Source organism: uncultured Succinatimonas sp. (assembly GCF_905203285.1).
GTDB lineage: Bacteria > Pseudomonadota > Gammaproteobacteria > Enterobacterales > Succinivibrionaceae > Succinatimonas.
Map to the genome: position 1 here is coordinate 1 of NZ_CAJKVK010000031.1, position 20383 is coordinate 20383.

The 20383-nt window shown below is 38.6% G+C and carries 20 protein-coding genes; 16 read left to right on the forward strand and 4 right to left on the reverse strand.

Annotated elements, in window-relative coordinates:
• The 9 genes from QZ019_RS04735 to QZ019_RS04775 form a co-directional block, all read left to right on the forward strand.
• Positions 1-330: hypothetical protein (locus tag QZ019_RS04735; protein WP_295482760.1), on the forward strand; the 330-nt coding region annotated here is incomplete at its 5' end.
• A gap of 322 nt (positions 331-652) precedes the next feature.
• Positions 653-1606, forward strand: coding sequence for a F0F1 ATP synthase subunit A (gene atpB, locus QZ019_RS04740; RefSeq protein ID WP_294564238.1), 954 nt, complete (start codon positions 653-655; stop codon positions 1604-1606).
• A 27-nt stretch (positions 1607-1633) separates the two neighbouring features.
• On the forward strand, positions 1634-1861 hold the full coding sequence (atpE, locus tag QZ019_RS04745) for a F0F1 ATP synthase subunit C (RefSeq protein ID WP_009143838.1): 228 nt from the start codon (positions 1634-1636) through the stop codon (positions 1859-1861).
• 33 nt (positions 1862-1894) lie between these two features.
• Positions 1895-2365, forward strand: coding sequence for a F0F1 ATP synthase subunit B (gene atpF / locus QZ019_RS04750; RefSeq protein ID WP_294564251.1), 471 nt, complete (start codon positions 1895-1897; stop codon positions 2363-2365).
• A 15-nt stretch (positions 2366-2380) separates the two neighbouring features.
• Positions 2381-2911: a F0F1 ATP synthase subunit delta gene (locus QZ019_RS04755; protein WP_277296761.1), complete on the forward strand. Its 531-nt coding sequence runs from the start codon at positions 2381-2383 to the stop codon at positions 2909-2911.
• A gap of 14 nt (positions 2912-2925) precedes the next feature.
• A complete protein-coding gene (gene atpA / locus QZ019_RS04760; protein WP_294564256.1) occupies positions 2926-4467 on the forward strand; it encodes a F0F1 ATP synthase subunit alpha in 1542 nt (513 codons plus the stop codon).
• Between the two features lie 9 nt (positions 4468-4476).
• On the forward strand, positions 4477-5340 hold the full coding sequence (gene atpG, locus QZ019_RS04765; protein WP_294564258.1) for a F0F1 ATP synthase subunit gamma: 864 nt from the start codon (positions 4477-4479) through the stop codon (positions 5338-5340).
• A gap of 24 nt (positions 5341-5364) precedes the next feature.
• Positions 5365-6783, forward strand: coding sequence for a F0F1 ATP synthase subunit beta (gene atpD, locus QZ019_RS04770; protein ID WP_294564261.1), 1419 nt, complete (start codon positions 5365-5367; stop codon positions 6781-6783).
• A gap of 15 nt (positions 6784-6798) precedes the next feature.
• Positions 6799-7227 (forward strand): F0F1 ATP synthase subunit epsilon, encoded by a 429-nt coding sequence (locus QZ019_RS04775; RefSeq protein ID WP_294564264.1) that lies wholly within the window; start codon positions 6799-6801, stop codon positions 7225-7227.
• Between the two features lie 28 nt (positions 7228-7255).
• Here the strand turns inward: QZ019_RS04775 and rsmD are convergent, their stop codons facing one another.
• Positions 7256-7834 carry a 16S rRNA (guanine(966)-N(2))-methyltransferase RsmD gene (rsmD, locus tag QZ019_RS04780; protein ID WP_295482764.1) on the reverse strand — a complete coding sequence of 193 codons (579 nt, stop codon included), beginning with the start codon at positions 7832-7834 and terminating at the stop codon, positions 7256-7258.
• A gap of 107 nt (positions 7835-7941) precedes the next feature.
• On the opposite strand from rsmD, the gene ftsY reads away from it, so the two are divergent.
• Both ftsY and QZ019_RS04790 read left to right on the forward strand, forming a co-directional pair.
• Positions 7942-9462 carry a signal recognition particle-docking protein FtsY gene (ftsY, locus tag QZ019_RS04785; protein WP_295482766.1) on the forward strand — a complete coding sequence of 507 codons (1521 nt, stop codon included), beginning with the start codon at positions 7942-7944 and terminating at the stop codon, positions 9460-9462.
• A gap of 51 nt (positions 9463-9513) precedes the next feature.
• Positions 9514-11532 carry a TonB-dependent receptor gene (locus QZ019_RS04790; protein WP_295482768.1) on the forward strand — a complete coding sequence of 673 codons (2019 nt, stop codon included), beginning with the start codon at positions 9514-9516 and terminating at the stop codon, positions 11530-11532.
• On the opposite strand, the gene QZ019_RS04795 is transcribed toward QZ019_RS04790, so the two are convergent.
• From QZ019_RS04795 to QZ019_RS04805, 3 genes are read right to left on the reverse strand one after another with little or no spacing between them, the layout of a single operon-like run.
• Complete coding sequence (locus tag QZ019_RS04795) at positions 11529-12281, reverse strand: TonB family protein (protein ID WP_295482770.1); 753 nt, start codon at positions 12279-12281, stop codon at positions 11529-11531. The genes QZ019_RS04790 and QZ019_RS04795 overlap by 4 nt on opposite strands.
• Positions 12281-12673 (reverse strand): biopolymer transporter ExbD, encoded by a 393-nt coding sequence (locus tag QZ019_RS04800; protein WP_295482772.1) that lies wholly within the window; start codon positions 12671-12673, stop codon positions 12281-12283. Before QZ019_RS04800 ends, QZ019_RS04795 begins: the two co-directional genes overlap by 1 nt.
• Positions 12666-13178: a MotA/TolQ/ExbB proton channel family protein gene (locus QZ019_RS04805; protein WP_295482774.1), complete on the reverse strand. Its 513-nt coding sequence runs from the start codon at positions 13176-13178 to the stop codon at positions 12666-12668. The genes QZ019_RS04800 and QZ019_RS04805 overlap by 8 nt, the downstream gene beginning before the upstream one ends.
• Positions 13179-13272: 94 nt before the next feature.
• On the opposite strand from QZ019_RS04805, the gene QZ019_RS04810 reads away from it, so the two are divergent.
• The 5 genes from QZ019_RS04810 to rpoH all read left to right on the forward strand — a co-directional run bounded on the left by QZ019_RS04810 (position 13273) and on the right by rpoH (position 20293).
• Complete coding sequence (locus QZ019_RS04810) at positions 13273-14829, forward strand: cytochrome ubiquinol oxidase subunit I (protein WP_295482775.1); 1557 nt, start codon at positions 13273-13275, stop codon at positions 14827-14829.
• A gap of 1 nt (position 14830) precedes the next feature.
• Positions 14831-15970: a cytochrome d ubiquinol oxidase subunit II gene (gene cydB / locus QZ019_RS04815; RefSeq protein WP_295482777.1), complete on the forward strand. Its 1140-nt coding sequence runs from the start codon at positions 14831-14833 to the stop codon at positions 15968-15970.
• A gap of 162 nt (positions 15971-16132) precedes the next feature.
• A complete protein-coding gene (gene cydD / locus QZ019_RS04820) occupies positions 16133-17719 on the forward strand; it encodes a thiol reductant ABC exporter subunit CydD (protein WP_295482779.1) in 1587 nt (528 codons plus the stop codon).
• Positions 17706-19340: an amino acid ABC transporter ATP-binding/permease protein gene (locus QZ019_RS04825; protein ID WP_295482781.1), complete on the forward strand. Its 1635-nt coding sequence runs from the start codon at positions 17706-17708 to the stop codon at positions 19338-19340. Before cydD ends, QZ019_RS04825 begins: the two co-directional genes overlap by 14 nt.
• A 65-nt stretch (positions 19341-19405) precedes the next feature.
• Positions 19406-20293, forward strand: a complete 888-nt coding sequence (rpoH, locus tag QZ019_RS04830; RefSeq protein ID WP_294564302.1) for an RNA polymerase sigma factor RpoH — start codon at positions 19406-19408, stop codon at positions 20291-20293.
• The last annotated feature ends 90 nt before the right edge of the window (positions 20294-20383 follow it).

Genomic DNA, 20383 nt, shown 5'->3' on the forward strand with positions numbered 1-20383 from the left:
TTCTTATTATGCAATATTTATAGATTTTTTTCAATAGTTGATAAAAAAATATCAATTTTTTTCATTTCATCCGTTGCCGGAAGCACAGTTTTTTTATTTCCTACTTTTTTTTATTTTGCTTTAGGGTATAAGAGAAAAGATTCTCAATTATCTGCAGGTCTTGTGATTTATGATGCTATAAAATCTTTATTTTTTAAATACTTATTTTTTATAGTTCTTGTCTGTTTGTGTTTTAAGTTTTTAGAAATTGACGGTTTAGTCTTTTTTATTTCTTTAATTTTTAGTGCGATTTTTTGCTATATAAAACGTTTTTTTGTGATCTGGATTTAGAGATTAAACATTTGTCTTTGTTTTGACTTAAAAAAAATACGGTCATATATTATGATTCCATAACTGGCGTAAGCTTAGCGCTATAGCTTTTGTGTAAAAGATTATAAATATTAATATGTTATCTTTTAACAAAGGCGTTTGAAAATAAAAATTAAGCGAAATTAGATTTAAATTTTTTATATTTGATTTCGTTTGGTTTTTAGTTGGAACAAGACTAAGTCTAAATCAGTGCCGAACAATGATTATTATTTTTTGATCTTTTTTGGTGATTAAAAATTTCGGTACCGGTTAACGCTCGATGATAAAAAAGGTTTTGTAATTTATGTCAGAGCATAATTCTCAAGAATACATAGGTCACCATCTTCATTTTTTGCAGATGGATATGCGCGACGGATCTATTGTCGATAGCGTAAAGCCCGTAAATCAGCAGGAGTTTCAATTCTGTCTGGATAACGGCGGTTCTGAAAATCAATGTTTAACTCAAGTTCAGACTGAAAAATGCAGTTTTACTGATTTAGGTTCAGGTCAATGCTTTGCTCAGCTTGAATCTTCAGCATCAAAGCCTTTAATTAATCCGTATACGGTAAATATTGATTCTTTAGGTTTAACTGTTCTTTTGGGAATCGTATTTTTACTTTTGTTTAGATACGCAGCTAAAAAGACTTCAACCGGTGTACCTACCAAACTTCAATGCTTTATTGAAATGATTTTTGAATTTGTTCAAGACACGGTTGTTTCTATTTTTAAACGTAAGAGCAAGTTAATCGCTCCTTTAGCGTTAACGGTATTCATGTGGGTGTTTTTAATGAACCTCATGGATTTATTGCCTATTGATTTAATTCCCGGCTTTGCCACTGCTATCGGTGTTCCTTATTTTAGATTGGTACCGTCTGCGGATGTCAATATCACCTTATCAATGGCTTGCGGTGTTTTCCTTTTAATATTCTATTTTTCCTTCACCAACATCGGTGTAAAAGGTTTCATCAAGAGCTATACCCTACATCCTTTTAATCACTGGGTATTTGCACCGATAAATCTTATTTTGGAAGGTGTCTCTTTATTATCAAAACCTATTTCTTTAGGCTTGCGACTTTTCGGAAATATGTATGCAGGCGAAATGATTTTTATTCTTATCGCCTTGCTTCCTCTTTGGTGGATCCAGTGGGTACTTAATGTGCCTTGGGCTTTATTCCATATTTTAATCGTTACATTGCAGGCTTTTATTTTCATGGTTCTGACTATTGTCTATCTGTCAATGGCCAGTGAAGAAGATTAACTTTTATTTTAAAAAAGGAGAGAAAAAATGGACCCGATGTTTTTTATAGCTGCGGGAATCATGATGGGCTTAGCTGCTATCGGTGCTGCTATCGGTATCGGTGTTTTGGGCGGTAAGTTCCTTGAAGGTTCAGCTCGTCAGCCTGATTTGCTGCCTTTGTTGCGTACCCAGTTCTTCATCGTAATGGGCTTGGTTGACGCTATCCCGATGATTGCCGTCGGCTTAGGTTTGTACATCATGTTTGCTGTGGCCTAACTTGGTCTTTAAAACAGCAGGGAGCTTTCCACCTTGGAAATTAATGCTACATTTTTAGGTCAAGCCGTTGCCTTTGTCATTTTCGTAGCCGCATGCATGAAATGGGTGTGGCCGCCGCTTATGAGCGCTCTTGAGAAAAGACAAAAAGAAATAGCCGACGGTCTTGCCTCTGCTGAAAAAGCACAAAAGAGTTTGGAACTGGCTAAGAGCAATGCTGCTGATACTATTCGTGAGGCAAAAGCTGAAGCTCAGAAAATCATCGATGAAGCTAACAAACAGCGTTCTGCAATTTTAGATAAAGCTGTTGAAGAAGCTACCGAAGAGAAACGTCGCATCCTTGAAAATGCTAAAAATGAAATTGAAGCACAAAAGGATAAAGCAAAAGAAGAGCTGCGCTCTGAAGTTGCTGATTTAGCGATTGCCGGTGCCGAGAAGATTTTGAGTCAAAAGGTTGATGCTAAGACAGATAAAGTCTTAGTTCAAAAGATTTTAGAATCTTTATAAATTGAGGTAATCACATTGGCTGAAAACCTAACTGTCGCAAGGCCTTATGCACAAGCGGCTTTTGAAGTGGCTTTAAAGCAACAAGCTTTAGATAAATGGCAGCAGATGCTGTATGCCATGTCAGTAGCTTGCTCGGATGCTGATTTTTTAAGTTCCTTAAAGAATGCTTCATCTTCAAGCGTTGCTTCAGAGCGCCTTCTTGAGGTTTTAAAAGATCTTCTTGATGAGTACGGTCAAAATTTCGTTAAGGCTCTTGGCGAGAAGTTTCGCTTTGACGTAATTCCTGAAATTTACAGTGAATTCGTTAAACTTCGCGAGATGCATGAAAAAGTTATGGAAATTTCCGTTGTTTCAGCTCGTGAACTTGATGAGGCTTCACTTAATGCCATTAAGCAGAAAGTAACGGATAAATACGGCTGTTCCGTAATTTTAAAAACTATTATTGACCCGAGCATCATGGGCGGAGCCGTTTTAAAAATAGGCGACGAGGTTATTGATGCTAGCGTGAAATCATACTTAAAAGGTATGGCTTCAGCACTCAAATAACGAAGGGGAACAAAATGCAATTAAATTCAACTGAAATTGCTGATCTGATTAAACAAAGGATTGAGCAGTTTAAGGTTGTTACCCAATCCTGCGATGAGGGTACTATCATTTCCGTTAGTGACGGTATTGTTCGTATCCACGGTCTTGCCAACGTTATGCAAGGTGAAATGCTGCAGTTTGGCGATGATTTGTACGGATTGGCTTTAAACTTAGAGCGCGATTCTGTAGGCGCTATTGTTTTAGGACCTTACACTCACCTTTCAGAAGGTATGAAAGTACGCGGAACCGGTCGAATTCTCTCCGTTCCGGTAGGTAAAGGTTTATTAGGTCGTGTCGTTAATACCTTGGGTGAACCGATTGACGGCAAAGGTCCTATTGTTAGCGATGAATTTTATCCGGTTGAAAAAATTGCTCCTGGCGTTATTGCTCGTCAAAGCGTATCCCAGCCGATTCAAACCGGTTATAAAGCAGTTGACTCAATGATTCCTATCGGACGCGGTCAGCGTGAGCTTATCATCGGCGACCGTCAGGTAGGTAAAACAGCTTTAGCCGTTGATACTATTATCAATCAGAAAAATTACGGTGTACGCTGCATTTATGTGGCTATCGGTCAGAAAGCTTCAACTATCGCTTCCGTAGTAAGAAAACTTGAAGAGCATGGTGCTCTTGATAACACGATTGTTGTTTCAGCATCTGCTTCAGATACTGCAGCTTTACAGTACATCGCCCCTTATGCAGGATGCGCTATGGGTGAGTACTTCCTTGATCAGGGTGAAGATGCTTTAGTTGTTTACGATGATTTATCTAAGCACGCCGTAGCATATCGTCAGATTTCTTTGTTACTTCGTCGTCCGCCTGGGCGTGAAGCATATCCTGGTGACGTTTTCTATTTGCATTCACGTTTGCTTGAGCGTGCTTGCCGTGTTAACGCAGAATATCTTGAAAAATTGACTGACGGAAAAGTCACCGGTAAGACAGGATCTCTCACTGCGTTGCCGATTATTGAAACTCAGGCAGGTGACGTTTCAGCGTTTATTCCGACTAACGTAATTTCTATTACCGACGGTCAGATTTTCTTGACATCAAGTTTATTTAACTCTGGTGTCCGTCCTGCTGTTGATCCTGGTATTTCTGTATCGCGTGTAGGCGGTGCAGCTCAGACTAAGATTATGAAGAAGCTTTCAGGCGGTATTCGTACTGCTTTAGCTCAGTATCGTGAACTTGCAGCATTTGCTCAGTTCTCTTCAGATCTTGATGAAGCAACCCGTAAGCAGCTTGACCACGGTCAAAAAGTTACCGAGCTGATGAAGCAGCGTCAGTATGCTTCATTAACCGTAGCAGAGCAGTCTTTAGTTATTTTCGCGGCTGAGCGCGGATTCCTTGAAGATGTAGAAATCAACAAGATTTCAGCTTTTGAGGATGCCCTTTTGAATTTTGCTCGCAGCAAATATGCTGATTTATTAAAGGCAATTGATGCAAAGCCTGATTATAACGATGAAATAGTAAAGAATTTGACTGATTTGATTACTGATTTCAAATCAACTCAGACTTACTAGGAGCTCTAAATGGCCGGAGCAAAGGAAATACGCACTAAGATAGCTTCTGTAAAAAGCACGCAGAAGATAACCAGTGCTATGCAAATGGTTGCAGCCTCGAAAATGAGACGCGCACAAGATAAGATGTCTTCATCGCGTCCATATTCTATAGGTTTGTTTAATCTTATCGGACATGTGGCAGTAAGCTCTACCGAGTTTCATCACCCGTATCTTGAAGAACGTCCAGTTAAAAACGTCGGCTACATTATAGTTTCAACGGATCGCGGCTTGTGCGGCGGCTTGAATATTAATCTTTTCCGTAAAGTTCTTTCTGATATGAAAGAGAAGGAAAGCAAAAATATCGGCGTTAAAGCTGTTCTTTTAGGAACTAAGGCAAGCTCGTTCTTTGTCAGATTCGGTGTGGATGTTATAGCTCAGCACAGCGGTTTTGGTGATGATCCTAAACCTGAGAAACTGGTTGGTGCCATTAAAGTCATGACCAGTGCTTACCTTAAAGGTGAGGTAGATGCGGTTTATATTGCATTCAATGGTTTTAAAAACACAATGGTGCAATTACCGACCGTTAATCAATTGCTGCCTTTGCCTAAGACAGATGATGCTGAAGTTGCAAAGCACCACTGGGACTATATTTACGAGCCTAATCCCGCTGAAATTTTAAAAGTGGTTTTAGATCGTTATGTACAGCAGATGGTTTATCAGGCGGTACTTGAGAATTTGGCTTCAGAACAGGCTGCTCGTATGGTAGCAATGAAAGCTGCTACCGATAATGCCGATTCATTGGTTAATGATTTACAGCTTGATTACAACAAAGCGCGTCAGGCAGGAATTACGATGGAACTTAATGACATCGTTTCCGGAGCTGCGGCGGTTTAAAGGTTTTTTAAGAGGAAAAAGGAAATGGCTGAAGTTGCTAAACAGCGCGCTGGAGATAAGGGCATAATTGTCCAGATTATCGGAGCCGTTGTAGACGTAGAGTTTCCGGAAACCAATATTCCTGAGATTCATGATGCCTTGGAAGTAAAAGGTGACGGTAAAGATCGTCCTGATCTGATTCTTGAAGTTCAGCAGCAGATTGGCGGCGGTTTGGTACGCTGCATCGCAATGGGTTCTTCTGACGGTTTAAGCCGTGGTTTAACTGCTGTTAATACCGGCGACGGCATTAAAGTTCCGGTCGGAAAAGAGACTCTCGGGCGTATTATGAACGTATTGGGTCAGCCCGTAGATGAGGCAGGTCCGATTAACGAAAAAGAGCGTTGGGTTATTCACCGTGAAGCTCCTACTTATGCTGAACAGTCATCAACTACTGAAGTTCTTGAAACCGGTATTAAAGTTATTGACTTAATTTGTCCGTTTGCCAAAGGCGGTAAAGTCGGTTTGTTCGGTGGTGCAGGTGTAGGTAAGACCGTTAACATGATGGAGCTTATCAATAACATCGCTACTGCTCATTCAGGTTTGTCAGTATTTACAGGTGTAGGTGAACGTACCCGTGAAGGTAATGACTTCTATCATGAAATGCAGGAAGCTAAAGTTATTGATAAAGTATCAATGATTTACGGTCAGATGAACGAGCCTCCGGGGAACCGTTTGCGCGTAGCTTTGACCGGTTTGACCGTAGCCGAAAAATTCCGTGATGAAGGCCTTGACGTATTGTTGTTTATTGACAACATTTATCGTTATACACTGGCCGGTACTGAAGTTTCAGCATTGCTCGGTCGTATGCCGTCAGCTGTAGGTTATCAGCCTACTTTGGCTGAGGAAATGGGTGTGCTGCAAGAACGTATTGCTTCAACTAAGAAGGGTTCAATTACTTCAGTTCAGGCAGTTTATGTTCCTGCTGACGACTTGACTGACCCTAGCCCTGCTACTACTTTTGCTCACTTGGACGCAACTATCGTTTTGTCACGTCAGATTGCTTCCTTGGGTATTTATCCTGCTGTTGACCCTCTTGATTCTACTTCACGTCAGCTTGATCCTTCCATTGTAGGTAAAGATCATTATGAAGTAGCTCGCGGCGTCCAGACAGTGTTGCAGCGTTATAAAGAACTTAAAGATATTATTGCTATTTTGGGTATGGATGAGTTGTCTGAAGAAGATAAACTTACCGTAGCCCGTGCACGTAAGATCGAAAGATTCTTATCTCAGCCGTTTAGTGTAGCTGAAGTATTTACCGGATCTCCGGGCAAATACGTATCCTTAAAGGATACGATTGCCGGATTTAAGGGCATTATTGCCGGTGATTACGATAATTTACCGGAGCAGGCTTTCTACATGGTAGGTTCTATTGACGAAGCTGTAGAAAAAGCCAAGAGCCTATAATCGGCGGAGGTTTGCATGGAAGATATTACTTTCCATCTTGATGTTGTCAGTGCTGTCGGAAGCTTGTATTCAGGCCGTGTAAGAACAATGCGTATTACCGGCTCTGAAGGTGAAATGGGTATTCGTCACGGACATGCCCCGCTTTTGACAACAATTAAAGCCGGTATGGTTTTGCTTACTACCGATGAAGGTAAGGAAGATCAGTTTTATTTAGCCGGCGGTTTGCTTGAGGTTCAGCCCGATAGCGTTACCGTTCTTGCTGATACGGCTTTAAGAGCTGATGATATTGATGAAGCTAAAGCTAAAGAAGCTATGCGTGAAGCTCAGGAGGCTATTAAGCATCAAAGCGGTGACAAAGACTACAATAAAGCCTTTGCTCAACTTGCTGAAGCAATGGCCCAGCTTAAAGTTCTTGAGTTATCTCGCAGTACTCGCCGTAAGTAAAAAAATCGCGCCTTATATGGCGCGGTTTTTAACCGAACAATTCCTCTAAAAAAGAACTCTTTTTGTAAAAAGCAAATTTTACTTGTCCGCTTTGCTGTTCGCTAACGCATTCAAAACCTATAAAGCTTTTAATATTACCTGATCCGTATTCAACGTATAAAACTGCGTCTTTGTTCAATAAATTCCGTTCATTGATAAGATCCATTGCATGAGTTAATAAATCACTTTTATATGGCGGATCTAAAAAAATCAAATCAAACTTATCATCGGTTTTTTTTAGAAAATTCAACGCATCAAGATTTAATACTTGAATATTTTTTGAATTTAAAGTTTTGACTGCATCTTTAAGGTTTAGATAATTATCATAATCTTTTTCAATTAAGGTGACTGATTTTGCCCCGCGCGATAAAGCTTCTATTCCTAAAGCTCCGGATCCGGCAAACAGATCTAAAACATTAGCTTCTTGAACTTTATCATTTAATAAATTAAAAATCGTCTCACGTATTCTGTCAGGAGTCGGTCTTAATCCTTCAAGATCCAACACGTCAAGTTTCTTACCTTTATATACGCCGCCGATGATGCGTATTTGGTGGGAAGATAAAGACATTTTTTTGCTTTTTACCTATTTTTGATTTCTAAATGCTAAAATCGCAGTAATTTAGCTATTTTAACCTGTTTTTTTATAAAAATAGTTTTGTTTGCGGTGGTATGACTATGGCATTTTTTTCGTTTTTTAAGAAAAAGAAAGATATAAAGAAAGAAGAATCCGTTGAAAACAAAGTTGTTGAAAGTAAAGATAACGCTGAAGAAATTTCTGAATCTGACAGTGATGAAATACAACAAAAACGACAAAAAGAGCAACATGAAGAAGCTGTTTCAGCTTTAGAAAGCGTCGGAGCCGGAGCTGCGGCTGCAGAATTTTTTGATGATACGGTAAATGAAAAAGATTTAAAGCAGGAAATTGATAAGGATATAAAAAAAGAGAGCACTCGTGCTGAAAGCTCTTTTGTCATATATCAGGAACTTGAAGCTGAAAAAAGAATCATAGCTGATGATGAAAGCTTTAAGTCTGATAATAACGAAATTGAAGAAAAAAAAGATTCAAAAGATAAAGATGAAATAAAAGAAGATAAATCTGCAGTTGATGAGTCAAAAGTCTTCTCTTGTAAAGAAGAAGCTTCTGTACAAGATGCTGTGAAACCTGAGATTTCAGATAAAGATGAAAGCGAAAGATTAGAGAGCCAGAATGAAGAACAAGATGTTACTGAGGTAAAAACAGAACCAAAAACCTCTGAAGAAAATAAAGAAATAAGCGAAAAAAACGAAAAGGTATCTTTTTTTGAAAGATTAAAGCGTACTCGTGAAAATATCGCGATGGGTCTTAGTTCTTTCATGAAAGGACGTAAGATTGATGAAGATCTTTATGAAGAACTTGAAACAGCGTTACTTACAGCAGATCTTGGAGTTGAAACTACAAATTTAGTTATTGAAAAACTGCGTGAAGAATCAAAGCTGCGTGAATTGCATGATGCGGTTTTACTTAAGAAGAATTTAAAAGATATTCTGAAAAATATTTTAAAACCGTGTGAACTGCCGCTTGATGTAACAGGTAAAAGACCTTTTGTTATTTTAATGGTTGGGGTAAACGGAGCCGGCAAAACAACAACCATAGGAAAACTTGCACGAAAATATCAGGATCAAGGACTTAAAGTCATGCTTGCAGCCGGTGATACTTTTAGAGCAGCTGCTGTTGAACAGTTAAAAGAATGGGGAAATAGAGCTAATGTTCCGGTTATTGCACAGGCTACCGGATCTGATAGCGCTTCAGTTCTTTTTGACGCTGTAAATGCTGCAAAAGCCAGAAATATTGATGTGCTTATTTGTGATACGGCAGGAAGATTGCAAAATAAAGACAATCTTATGGAAGAACTGAAAAAGATCGTGCGCGTTATGAAGAAAATTGATGAAGAAGTACCGCATGAAGTCTTATTGGTGTTAGACGCCACGACTGGTCAAAATGCTGTTTCACAGGCTACTTTATTCGGTAAAGCAGTACCTATTACCGGTATTTGTCTTACCAAACTTGACGGTACGGCAAAAGGCGGGGTGATTTTTACTTTAGCCGATAAATTCAAGCTTCCTATTCGTTATGTTGGTATCGGTGAAAAAGCAGAAGATCTAAGACCTTTTAAAGCTGATGTTTTTGTAGACGCTTTATTTAAAGACGAAGATTAAGCTTTGCTTCCCGGCGCTTTATAAGGCGCCGGAATTTTAGTTGGATTAAAAATGATGATAAAGCGTTTTCTCGCTGTTGCTTTGATTGTAGAAGCATTTCAGGTTTCAGCAGATGAAATAATTACAGCAGATACTATCGTAGTCAGTGCCAACCGTGACAGACAAAGTATTATTGACGCAAATGAAAGCATCAGTGTCGTAAGTCAGGATGAGGTTTTACTGCAAGGAGCTGACACTGTTGCCGATGCTTTACAGGATGCGCCTTCGGTTTTACTGGTAAATGACGGAACTCCCGGTTTAAAAAGGGTTTCAATACGCGGAGAGAGTGCTTATAGAACTCTTGTCATGATAGACGGACAAAGAATAACCGATCAGAAAACCAAATCAGGAGCTCCGCTTTTAATCAATCCTTTTTTTATCGATCAAATTGAAGTGGTAAAGGGACCTGCTGCCGTATTGTACGGATCTGACGCTATGGGCGGGGCCGTTAACGTTATCACTAAAAAGCCGTCCGAAGATAAAATAAATACTCAACTTGGTTTGTTATATAACGGATCTGATAATGCTTTTTCCGAGTATTTAAATTTATCCGGGACAATTGAAGATTTCAGTTATGCATTAGGTCTTGTTAATACTGACGCTCAAGATTTATATATTGCAGATAGAGAGAAAATTGATAACACCTCTTATAGGAATCAAGGAATAAACGCTTATCTTGCCTGGCAGGCAACTGATGATTTAAAGCTTGAATATAAATCAGAATATTTTGATGTTGACGCTCATACGGCAAGCTCTACTGATATTCCGGGATATGCTGAGTTTAAAGCCCATATTCCTAAATGGCGGCGTGTTAAACATTCATTAGGCTTTGAGCTTACCGAGATTAATGATTATGTCTCCTCATTAAAAGCATCGGTTTTTATGCAGCAAAATGATAAGGATTTTAATTCTTCAGTAACAAGAAAAGGTCCTTTTGTTTCCGTATTAAATGAAGAAGACAGCTATGGTGCCAATTTGCAGGCTCAATTTTCTTTAGGTAATTATTTTTCTTTAATTGCAGGTTATGACGGGGAGCGATCCGAATTAAAATCTGATAGCTCTGTTGGAATAGGAACACAAGACATCAGTCTTCATGATCGTGATTTTTCTCAAACAACTCACGGTTTATATGCGCTTTTAGCAACCAAATTTAATGAAAAACTTACGCTTAACACGGCCATACGATATAACCGAGTTGATACTGATGCGGGGACGTCTTCTTTTAACGGTGTTAAGCTGCCTTGGTTTGCTGATAAGGTAAATGAAAAGGCGGTATTAAGTGCAGGTCTTGTTTATAAGCCTTTAGAAAATGCCTCATGGAGATTAAACTGGTCGCAGGGCTATCGTGTACCTAATATACAGGAAATGTATCTTTATACGTTTACCGGTGAACTGCAAGTCGGTAATCCTAATTTAAAACCTGAAACATCCGATAACTATGAAATCGGTTTTAAGTACGAAGGTGATCTTGTTACTTCGGATTTTGCGGTATTTTATTCTGATGCTGATGACTATATCGAAACTGTAGAAATAGATATATTTCCTAATTTGCCTTTTCATTTTAGACAATTTACTTACAACAATATTGCCTCGGCAAAAACCTATGGTGCAGATTGGTCGCTTCAGCTTAATTTCGACAGTTTTGAGCCCTATCTTGATATTTCATTTATTAAAAGAAAATACGATACCGGCAGTATCGAAACCTATAATACAGGTGTACCTGCTATAAAGGGGCGCACCGGAATAAGATATTATCCTGACTGCAGCTACGGGTATTTAACCCTTGATTTTTATGCACGCTTTGCTTCGCGGGTAAAACAGGACAACGCGGGCGGAATAAGCTATTTTGCCGATGATGAATATGGCGGATGGACTACTTTAAATTTAGGAGCAGAGTATTTATTCGGGGATAATGAAGAATATCGAATTTACGGAGCACTCGAAAATATTCTGGATAAGAGCTATCAAACATCAAGCCTTATTCATGAACCGGGACGTTTTGTTATGGCAGGCGTAAGCGCGTCGTTTTAATTCAATTTGTATTTAAGCGGCACGTTAAGATTGAAATCAAGAAGAGGGTCTGCAGATAAATTTGCAGCTTTGGCGGCAAGCTTTAATGCTGCATCGTCAAGGATCTTATGTCCGCTTGATTTGTTGATTTTATAAGAAACAATTTTCCCTTTTTTTATGGAAAATGAAATAATCGCAGTTCCTTCAAGATTGCGTCTTATGGCAAGTTTAGGGTAAATAAGAGATGCTTGCAGTCGACTGTGAATAAGATTGGCAAATTTTATTTGCTGCTGCTTTAATTTTTGTGCAGCATGCGCAGCTGTGTTGTTTTTTGCGGCTGTGTTTGCAGCTTTAGATATTTTATTTGGCGTGTTTGACTGTAAATGTTTTTTAGGAGTATTTGCAGTTCTTTTTGCTAGGGCTTTTTTAGGCGCAGAAGTTGCCGCTTTAGGTTTATTTTCTGCTTTTGTTACGGTTTTTAGTATTTTTTGAGGTTCTTTTATAACCTTTTGTGCAAGATTGGTGTTTTCTTTAGCTTCGATTTTGTTTTCAGAATTTTTAACTGTCGCAGAAGGCGTGATGTCAGCTTTTTGTGCTGACTCTTGCTTAATTCCCGGTTCGTCCTTTTGCAAGGTAAAGGTTATTTCAGTATATGCAGGAGCTGTTTTCGGGGGTGAATCAAAATAATAAACTACAAAATAAAAAGCGATAAGAGAGCATAGTAGACCGATATAGGCACAAGTTCTGCTTAATAAATCGGACTTATCCATTATTTTTCATCTCTTTTTACTGCTTTTACTACAAGCTTTCCTGAAGTATAGGTACGAGCAAGATCCGATATGTCGATAAAGCTTTGAGCTGGGGATTTCGGGTCTAAATATAAAGTGATGCTTTGCGGTTTTTCAGCTTCAATGATTTTTTGTAATTCAGTTAACGTTAAGTTTTTTTGATTAATGAAAAATGCTCCTGTAGCGTCGATACTTACCGTAAAACTTTCCGATGCCGCGTCATTTTCTTCTGCAGTAGTTGATGTGGGAACATTTAGCTCAATTTCCGGCAGAGTAAAACTCATAGTCATAATGAAAAAAATAACCAGCATGAAAATGACATCAATAAGCGACGTCAAATCAACATGTAAATCATCGTCATCAAAATCATGCATTGTCTTTTTGCCTTGATAATAAGGTAATGGTTGTTTTTATGAATCTTAAATTAGTAAGAATATAGTAATGAACCATAAGGGCGGGAATTGCAAGAGTAAGTCCCATTACCGTGGTGATTAAAGCCTGCCAGATCCCGCTTGCAAGCATTGCTGAGTTTGGGGTGCTGTTGTCAGCAAGGGTTGAAAAAACTTCAATCATGCCAAGAACGGTACCGAGTAATCCTAATAGAGGTCCTACTGCAGCGCAAAGCTTTAAAAAATATAAGGAGCTAAATAGTCCTTTCATTTTGGTCTGCATTAGTGAACTTATGTAAGAATTATCATTGGCAGTTGAATTTTTAAGTACTAAAAGAGCGATTTCTTTTATAAGTCCGCTGCGGTTCACAGCTTGCCTTTTTAGCATGATGCTTAAAACTGTACCGCGAATCACGGTAAATACGGCAGCAAAACCTAAAATTAATAATGCGACACCGCAGTAACCAATTTTTTCGTATAAATCAAACATTTTGAAGTAATTCACCTAACTTGGTATCAATGATTAACAAATTGCCTTGTAAAGAGTAACATTAATTTAAATATAGTCTAACAGGAGAAAGTCAATGATAAGTCAGGCAATGGTTGAGCTTTCCCGTTGGCAGTTTGCCGCTACTTCTCTGTATCATTTTATATTCGTTCCTTTAACTTTAGGCATTTCTTGGCTTATTTTCATCATGGAATTGATGTATGTCAGAACCGGTGATGTTTTATACCGTGATATGACTAAGTTTTGGGGAAAGCTTTTCGGTATTAATTTTGCTATCGGAGTTGCTACCGGAATTACCTTAGAGTTTGAGTTCGGTACCAATTGGTCTAACTATTCTCATTATGTAGGTGACATTTTCGGCGCGCCTCTTGCTATTGAAGGTCTTTTGGCCTTTTTCCTTGAGTCCACTTTTATCGGTTTATTTTTTACCGGATGGAATCGCTTTTCAAAAAAAGCCCATTTGGCAATTACTTTTTTAACCGCTTTAGGATCAAATCTTTCAGCAATGTGGATTTTGATTGCCAACGGTTGGATGCAGTATCCTGAATTCGCGGTTTTCTCTCCGGAGAAAATGCGCATGGAAATGGTGGATTTCTTCGGTTTGGTTCTTTCTCCCGTAGCGCAGGTAAAGTTTGCTCATACGGTATGCGCAGGGTATGTGACTGCATCAATGTTCGTTATCGGCGTTAGCGCCTTTATGCTGCTTAAAAAACGTCATATTGATTTTGCCAAAAGATCGATGACGATAGCATTAGCTTTTTGTTTTTGTGCAATGGCAGGATCCGCATTGACCGGAGATTTATCGGCAGTAGGTGTTACTAAACATCAGCCTGCAAAGCTTGCGGCGATGGAAGCTGAATATGAAACTCAGAAACCTCCTGCATCGTGGTCAGTGTTTGCCATTCCAAATGAAGAAAAAATGGAAAATACTTTTGCAATTAAAGTTCCGTGGTTATTGGGAATAATCGCTACTCATTCTCTTGATGAGGAAGTGATTGGTTTGCGCGATATTGTGGCGCAAAATGAAGAAAGAATTAAAAACGGAGTTATGGCCCACAAATTATTAACTCAGCTGCGTCAGGGAAACAGTGATCCGTCAGTTTATGAAGCTTTTAAACAGCATGACAAGGATTTAGGTTACGGTTTACTTTTAGTTGAACATGCAAAAGATCCGTTAAATCCTACGGAATCTGAAATTAAGACAGCGGCAAGAAACAGCGTTCCTTCAGTATGGATCTCTTATTTCTCATTTCGCTTGATGATGGGGTTGTTGGGAATTGTCGGAATTCTGGTTTTAGGGGCTGCTTTCTTTTTATGGTATAAGCGGGATTTGGAGAATCGTACCCTTTTTCTTAAATTTTTACTGTGGGCAATTCCGGTACCGTTTCTTGCCTGTGAATTCGGTTGGATTTTAGCGGAGCTTGGGCGTCAGCCGTGGGCTATTCAAGGAATTTTGCCGACATTTATGGCTACATCGTCATTATCGGTTACCGATGTCGCTTTATCTCTTATTTGCTTTATTGCAATTTATACCGTGTTTTTACTCATTGAAATGTACTTAATGATTAAAGCGGTAAAGATAGGTCCGCTTGAAACCTCCGCACTTGAAAGTGCTTTTGCAGGAGGAAAATAAAATGTTGTTTGAGTACACTACGCTGCAGGTTATTTGGTGGATTTTAATCGGTGTCTTGCTTATCGGCTTTGCGTTAACCAATGGCATGGATATGGCGGTTTCTTCACTGCTTTTCCCCGTAGGTAAAAACAGTGCCGAAAGGAAAGTTCTTATAAGCACGATTGTTCCTCACTGGGACGGCAATCAGGTGTGGCTTATTACGGCAGGAGGCGCTATTTTTGCCGCTTGGCCTGAAGTTTATGCTGCATCTTTTTCCGGATTATACTGGGCCATGCTTTTGGTCCTGTTTGCTATCTGGTTAAGACCTCTTGCTTTTGATTATCGCAATCACGGTGAAACTGAGACTTGGAAAAAGCGTTGGGATATAGCATTGACTGCAGGAAGTTTGGTTCCGATGCTGATTTTCGGAGTGGCTTTCGGAAATCTGCTGCAGGGACTGCCTTTTTATGCTGATGAGAATATGCGCTGGCATTATGACGGATACTTTTTAAGTGCTCTTTTGCCTTTGTTAAATCCTTTTGCTCTTTTGTGCGGCATGATAAGCGTTTTGATGCTGGTTACCCACGGATGTTTGTGGATCATGCTAAGAGTTGACGAGTCTATAAGTTATCGTGCCCGAAAAATAGCTGTAATAAGTGCTTGTTTGACTGTTCTTTTATTTGTTGTTGCGGGACTTTGGTCTTATAACTTTAACGGATATGTTTTAAATTCGTTAGCGCCGTCAGGAGCGTTTAACACTATTACCGGAAAATCCGTAAGTGTGGTTGAGCACGGTCTGTTTTTGCATTATGTCAACTATCCCGTAACCGCAGTTGTTCCGGCTCTTGCAGGACTTGGCATGATGTTTGCAGGTTTCTTTGCTTTTAAGGGCAAAGCAGGGAAGGGAATTATAGCTTCAAGCGTCGGTATTGCTTTTACTATTATTACCGCAGGAGCTGCATTATTTCCGTTTATTTTGCCGTCAAGCAAAGACGTAAATTCTTCATTAACCGTTTGGGATGCCACATCGTCTCATTTTACTTTGCAGGTTATGCTGTACGCCGTGATCGTGTTTGTTCCTATAGCTCTTGCATATACGATTTGGGCTTATTATCGCATGTGGGGAAAAGCCTCGGTTGATACTGTAAAGGAAGATCATTAAGGAGCAAAGATGATTTACTTATATTGGTTTTTCGGTTTAATCGGAGCAATCGGTTTTACATGTGCGGTGACTTATTATGTTGAACTTAATGAAAGGTTCAAAACACGATAAGGGAATAATGCTTTGTTAAAAAGCTATGTAGCGCAGGTAAAAAAGCAACTTTTGATTTACAGTGTCTTTATTGCACTAGATGCTCTTTTATGTGCTGTTTTTTATGCTCTTATTGCCAATGCTGTCGGTAACTATCTGTTTTCTATCAATTATGCACAGCTTAGTGATTGTTTGTTTATTGCTCTTGTAGTTGTCTTTGTGCGTTTTGCAGTAAAAGCGGTTCTTTCCGGTTTAAAAAGTAAGCTTCACTATAAGATAGAGGAAGCTATAAGAAGGGATTTGATTGTAAGGATTTTTGAAGAAAATCCCTTGAGTGTGCAATTAAAATCTTCTTTAAACACCTTGGTTCTTAATGCGGTATCAGATATTGTTCCGTATTTTACCGGTTATTTGCCGGCTATCAGGGCAGCGATAATCGTTCCGGTTGTTTTATGGGGAGCAATATTATCCGTAAGTCCTATTTCGGCTGTAATTTTGCTGATAATTACACCTCTTATTCCGCTTTTTATGTTTTTTATAGGAAAAGGTACGCAGAAATTAAACGATAGACAGTGGGCACAGATATCAAGATTAAATCAGCGCTTTCAGGAAGCCGTGAGTCAGATTAATGTCTTAAAGTTATTTAATCTTGAAAGAAAGGAAGTTAAAAATATTAAGTTTATGACAAGACGCTGGCGTCTTGAGACACTGCAAATTTTAAAAGTAGCATTCCTTTCAGCTTTGGCTTTAGAGTTTTTTTGTACTGTAGGTATTGCATTTTGTGCCGTCACTTTAGGTTTTTCAATATATGAAAAAGGATTTGATTACAGGTACGCACTATTTGTGCTTTTATGCGCTCCTGAATATTTTTTGCCGCTTAGAAATTTAGGTCAAAGTTATCATATAAAAATAAACGCTTTTGCAGCGGTAAAACAGCTTGCCTATTGGTTTGATAAAAAAGAATCTTTACAAGTAAGCAGTAAAAAAACGCTGCTTTTAAATCTTACGCATGCTCCTTTTTCCTTTGCTTTAAATAAGGTTACGCTTGTGTATCCTGACGGAAGAGTTGGAGTTAAGGATTTAAGTTTAAAAATAAAAGCAGGGAAAACAACAGCATTAATCGGCGCTTCAGGATCCGGTAAAAGTACGGTTCTTAAAGCGTTATGCGGATTTTTAAAACCTCAGAAAGGTGAAATTTTCATTAATGACGTAAGTTATGACACTTTTGATACTAAAGATCTTATAAATCATATAGCGTATATACCGCAGCGGCCGAAGCTTTTTTATGGGACGCTTTTTGATAACTTAAGCATGGAACGAAGCGATATTACTCAAAAGCATGTAACAGATCTATTAAATAAATTGAACATAAAAGATTTTGTTAATAATTTTCCAGGTGGCTTTGATTATATGTTAGGTGATGACGGCAAAAGAATATCAGGAGGTCAAGCTCGCATCATTTCATTGGTAAGAGCGCTGTTAACGGATAAAGATATTTTTTTATTTGACGAACCGACATCAAGTCTTGACGAAGATCTTGAGCTTAAGGTTTTGGACGGCTTTTTTACTAATTTTCCTCATAAAACCGTAATAATTGCGGCACATCGGACTAGTCTTATTAAGTATGCAGATGAGGTGATCTCTCTTGACGGAAGATAAGCTTACGTTAAAAAAACTCTTATCCTTTGAACTTAAGTCGGTCATTCTGGGGGTGCTGATTGCGGTTGCTGCGGCGGTGTCATCCGTTGCTCTTATGGGAAGTGCCGCATGGTTTTTAAGTGCTATGGGAATTGCGGGCGCGACCGGCATGTTAATCAATATTTTTATTCCGTCTGCACTTATAAGAATGTTTGCTTTAAGCCGTACCGTTTTTAGGTATTTGGAGCGTTTAATAACGCATAACGCTACTTTTAAAATAATCGCGGGATTAAGAACGTATTTATTTGAGCGTATTTTGCAGATTGAGTTTAAAGAAGCTTTAAATTTAAAAAAATCTGACTGTGAAAGACGTTTTAGGGAAAACTCCATGCGTCTTGAATACGCTTTTTTAAGGGATGCCCTGCCTAAACTGCTTGCACTTATTATTTGTACTGCAGCGGTGTTGTTCATAGGCATTTTTGATTTTCTCTTAGCTTTTTATTTAGCCTGCTTAATTTTTATCTGTGCTGTGCTGATCCCTTGGTTATTTACATATTTTATGCGCTATAAGACACTCTCTTTGTCTGCTGACTTAAGCGCATTAAATGACGGTGCGGTAAAAGTAGGAGAAGGACTTACAGATTTAATCTTAAATCATGCTGATAAAAAATTAAAAACTGATTTGTTGGTGTTAAATGACAGGATTTGCAAAGTAAGGGCTTTTTTTACATTAGTAGAAGATACGCTTTTAAACATTACTTATTTAGTGTCTGCCATCGCTTTAATTTTATCTTTATATCTTATGGCTCCTTATTATGCACAAGGAAAAGTAAGCGGTGCCTGTTATGTCCTTTTAGGGATCATTTCTTTTTCCATGTTTGAGGCGGTTTTTCCTTTAGCTTTGAGTTTTACTAAATTTTCTGAAGTAAAACATGCATTTAATGAAATTAATGCCCTGATGAATTTGCCAAAAGATCAAAAAGAACAAGGAAAAGAATTTAATGAAAGTTTACAAAGCATTACTTTTAATAATGTGAGTTTTACCTATAGTAAAGAATCGCCGTTACTTATTAATAAATTTTCAGCATCATTTGTTAACAGTAAAAATTATGCTTTGTGTGCAGATGTCGGCAGCGGAAAAACAACACTTGTTTATTTGATGACGTCTTTGCTTAAGGATTACAGCGGAACAATTTTATTAAACGAAAAAGATTTAAAGAGTTTTTCAGGAAGCAGCGTACGTAAGTGTTTTAGTGTTGCACCGCAAAGCAATGATTTCTTTTCGGGTACGATTTTGGATTCGTTTAAGGAAGTAAATCCTCACATAGATGAAAACAGTATTTTTAAAGTGCTTGATGAAGTGGAGCTTACTGATTTTGTAAAAAACCTGCCTTTAGGCATTCATCAGTTTTTGGGTAATAACGGGCTCCTGCTTTCAGGCGGGCAAGCGCGGCGTTTGGTTTTAGCACGTGCTTTATGCCGTAATTGTGATTTCTTGATTTTGGATGAGCCGGGCGAAGGGCTTGATGTTATTCAGGAGCAAAGAATATTAAAACGTATTTTATGTTCAAGAAAAGGAGTAATTTTAATCAGCCATAAAGGTGCGGGATTAAATTTTTGTGATGAAATAATACGTATTTAGGAATACAATTTTAAGCATAGATCACAAAATACTAAATATAGTGTACCAGCGTTTATCAAGGTTATATGACAAAAGACAAAGAGGAATTAAGTCCTAATAATCTCCCTGCTCCGGTGGGAAATATTGATGCTTATGTTAAAGCTATCAATAAATTTCCTATGCTTGAAGAGGAAGACGAAAGGACTCTTGCCAAACGACTGCGTGACTATGGAGATTTGGACGCGGCAAGAAAACTCGTTTTATCTCATTTGCGTCTTGTTGTCAGTATTGCCAGGGGTTACTTGGGGTATGGTCTGCCTATATCCGATTTGATCCAGGAAGGAAATATCGGTTTGATGAAAGCCGTGAAGCATTTTGATCCTGATGTCGGAGGGCGCCTTGCGGCTTTTGCCGTGCATTGGATAAAAGCTGAAATTCATGATTACGTTATAAAAAATTGGCGCGTGGTAAAAGTAGCTACCACTAAAGCTCAGCGTAAACTCTTTTTTAAGTTAAGACAAAACAAACAGCGCCTTGGATGGTTTTCAGATTCCGAGCGTAATAAGGTAGCTGATGATTTGGGTGTAAGCGCAGACGACGTTGCAGAAATGGAAACCCGTCTTGCCGGGCAGGATATCGGTTTTGACGCAGACAGTGACGATGATTCTGATAAAGGATCAACCTTTGCGCCCAGTGCCTATCTTGAAGATGAAAATTCAAACTTTGCCAGTGCTTTTGAAAATATAGATTATGAAAACTATGAGTTGTCTTCGCTTAGAAAAGCTCTTGATTCTTTAGATGAAAGATCGCGCTTTATTATTCAAAGACGCTGGCTTGATGAAAATAAAGCTACGCTGCAGGAGCTTTCTGAAAAGCTTAATGTTTCAATTGAACGCGTAAGACAAATTGAAAACCAGGCGTTAAAGAAGATTAAGGGAAATATTCTTGCCGATAAGAATATTATTGACGTGTGATTATTTTGAAAATTTAGTTTTTGAAATATTAAAAGGGCAGCTTTTAAAGCTGCCCTTTATCCCCAAACTCTGCTGTTCTAGATAAAAATA